Consider the following 2,516-nt stretch of genomic DNA (forward strand, 5'->3'; position numbering starts at 1 on the left):
TCTTCGCTCCATGAAGGCTACGATGAGCCAGAAACCCTCTGTCACGCAATCGGCCTAATCTGTCCCATGGGCGCTGACGTCAGACACTTGCAGCACATGCTCGATGCGGTGCCCTACCAGGTCCACACCATTCTTACTGACAACGGAATTCAGTTCGCAGAGCAGCCCCGGAACCGGAACACCATCTACTCCAGGCCAATGCGCTTCGACATGATCTGCGAGGCCAACGGGATAGAGCACCGTCTGACAAAACCCAACCACCCGTGGACCAATGGTCAAGTCGAGCGGATGAACCGCACAATCAAGGAGGGTGAAGCGGATCAGAAAACGATCCGGTGGATCGTTTTCCCGCTGAACGTCAAGCGCTTCCACTATGACAGCCACGAGCAACTGCGTACGCATCTCGCGGACTTCATGGCAGCCTACAACTTCGCGCGTCGGCTCAAGACCCTCGGTGGTCTCACGCCCTACGAATACATCTGCAAAATCTGGACTTCAGAGCCGGATCGATTCATCCTGGATCCGATCCACCTGATGCCGGGACTGAACACCTAGGATCACACTATGCTTGGATCTCGAACTAGCTCAATCGAAACGCCGATTTTAAGCTCCGCCCAGACTTGATCCGCAGTCAGGGCAGGTATGCCAAGTTCAGCGGCAAGGGCAAGACACGCCCGATCACCAAGCGATAGTCCCAGGGAGCGAGTCGCCGGGCGCAGATGACCGATGGCGTAGGCCTGGGCCGGGGTGAGAGGCCGAATATCGAGACGCAGGCCTCCGAGCACGTCCTCCACCTCGTTGACGCTCAGGCCGCGCTCGCGCAGCTTGGATGCGACCTCGGCGAAATTGGTGGCGCCGATCACTGCCATGGGCAGGGCTTCCAGAACGCGCTCGCTACCCGGCTCGCCATTCAAAAGACAAAGAAGCGCTGAGGCGTCCAAGACTGCGGCCTTACTCACGCTCTGCCTCGCGCCGGCGATCGGCGATCAGCTCGTCTGCAAGCGACACGCCTTCGGGTACATGCCGCCGCATGATGGCCTGGGCGCGGGCAACAGCCTGTGGGAGCGAGCGGACGCGCAACTCGCCGCCATCAATCTCGACAAGCACGGTATCGCCTGTTGCGATCCCCAACTCTCGCCGCATGGTCGCGGGGATGACGAGCTTGCCACCCTCGATGATCCGTACCCGCTGCGTGGTCATGACAGGCATATCCTTTTTGGTCTAACTTTCAACAATGATACCCACCAGTCTATTTAGTATCGATACAACAGGAAAGTCATATCCAATAGGCAAGCAGCTCCGTTTCTAAACTACCAGCTCGCTCTCTGTGTCACATTTAGGCACACCCGCAGGTGACAGGAAGATGTGACAGCCCCGAATGTCACAAATGAGTGGCATAATCGCTCTTGTGACAGTATCAGGACCTCAACCACCCTAACGTGACAGATTGCCCATGCCCCGGATCGGATACGCCCGCGTCAGCACGTCGAGTCAGGATCTCGATGTCCAGAAAGCCACGCTCAGGGCTGCAGGCTGCGAGATCATTCGCGCCGAGACCGGGTCGGGAGCTTCCCGCGACGGCCGCAGCGAGCTGGCAACGGTTCTGGAGTTTCTACGCGCAGGCGACGAACTGGTCGTGCATCGTCTCGACCGCCTCGGCCGGTCCACACGCGACGTGCTGAACCTGGTTCATGAGCTGGATGCCAAGGGAGCGTCGCTCCGCGTCCTCGAACCCGAAGTCACCACGGCCGGCGATATGGGGCGGATGGTCATCACCGTTCTCGGCATGGTGGCCGACATGGAACTGAAGTTCATTCGTGATCGTCAGCGCGCCGGCATTGAGGCCGCGAAGAGCAAGGGTGTCTACAGGGGAAGGGAAAAGCGAGTAGACGATGCGAGAATCCGAAAGCTTGCATCAGACGGCATGTCCAAGGCCCGGATCGCCCGCGAGCTCGACGTATCCCGGATGACGGTCTATCGGGCGCTCGATAGCGGAGGCACCAAGCAAGACAAGGAAGTCCGCTGACGGCCGTTCCGAAGCATGCCGAGAAACAGCGTATCTGTCTCCTGCAGCAGTCAGCAGCAAGCGTATGCCGACCGCTATTTATCAAAAACTATAACACGTTGAACGATTTGGATGATATTACTGCAGCCAGGGTTAGGGGACGCTGGCAGTGCATACTGAGTTTTTAGAGATCGCTAATTTTCGGAAGTTGTTGTCCACGCGGGTCGATCTTTCGCCTACGACCACGCTTTTCGTTGGAGCCAACAATAGCGGCAAGACCTCAGCGATGCTTGCGCTTCGCCGTTTTCTTTCTCCGCGTCGCTGTCCGTTCGAGATGCACGATTTCACCTTGTGCCATTGGCCCACGATCATCGCCTTGGGCGAGGCGTGGATAGCTGCCCGGAACGCGGAGGAAATCGTCGACTTAGAGCGCCTAACAAAACCGCTGCTCATGCGTTGAGAGGCCATGAGCAAGCCCCTTGTATCCGATGATCTGTGGGAGGCCATTGCG

5 protein-coding genes are annotated in these 2,516 nt (G+C 58.2%); 3 read left to right on the top strand and 2 right to left on the bottom strand.

The window, feature by feature from the left end:
* Window positions 1-555 (top strand): integrase core domain-containing protein (locus J0F76_RS20445; protein WP_242690486.1); only part of this gene is annotated, 555 nt, incomplete at its 5' end.
* Between the two features lie 2 nt (window positions 556-557).
* On the opposite strand, the gene J0F76_RS20450 is transcribed toward J0F76_RS20445, so the two are convergent.
* Complete coding sequence (locus J0F76_RS20450) at window positions 558-941, bottom strand: type II toxin-antitoxin system VapC family toxin (protein ID WP_204245771.1); 384 nt, start codon at window positions 939-941, stop codon at window positions 558-560.
* 10 nt (window positions 942-951) lie between these two features.
* Window positions 952-1,200 carry an AbrB/MazE/SpoVT family DNA-binding domain-containing protein gene (locus J0F76_RS20455; RefSeq protein ID WP_045983529.1) on the bottom strand — a complete coding sequence of 83 codons (249 nt, stop codon included), beginning with the start codon at window positions 1,198-1,200 and terminating at the stop codon, window positions 952-954.
* Window positions 1,201-1,453: 253 nt separating this feature from the next.
* On the opposite strand from J0F76_RS20455, the gene J0F76_RS20460 reads away from it, so the two are divergent.
* Both J0F76_RS20460 and J0F76_RS20465 read left to right on the top strand, forming a co-directional pair.
* Complete coding sequence (locus J0F76_RS20460) at window positions 1,454-2,026, top strand: recombinase family protein (protein WP_207472300.1); 573 nt, start codon at window positions 1,454-1,456, stop codon at window positions 2,024-2,026.
* A 148-nt stretch (window positions 2,027-2,174) separates the two neighbouring features.
* Window positions 2,175-2,465: an AAA family ATPase gene (locus J0F76_RS20465; protein ID WP_207472302.1), complete on the top strand. Its 291-nt coding sequence runs from the start codon at window positions 2,175-2,177 to the stop codon at window positions 2,463-2,465.
* The last annotated feature ends 51 nt before the right edge of the window (window positions 2,466-2,516 follow it).

The sequence above is a fragment of the Paracoccus fontiphilus genome (genome assembly GCF_017356265.1).
Lineage (GTDB): Bacteria > Pseudomonadota > Alphaproteobacteria > Rhodobacterales > Rhodobacteraceae > Paracoccus > Paracoccus fontiphilus.

What these genes read in the sequence shown, in the direction of transcription:
- J0F76_RS20455 (WP_045983529.1), bottom strand. Translation starts at nt 1,200, where the DNA reads ATGACCACGCAGCGGGTACGGATCATCGAGGGTGGCAAGCTCGTCATC.
- J0F76_RS20460 (WP_207472300.1), top strand. Translation starts at nt 1,454, where the DNA reads ATGCCCCGGATCGGATACGCCCGCGTCAGCACGTCGAGTCAGGATCTC.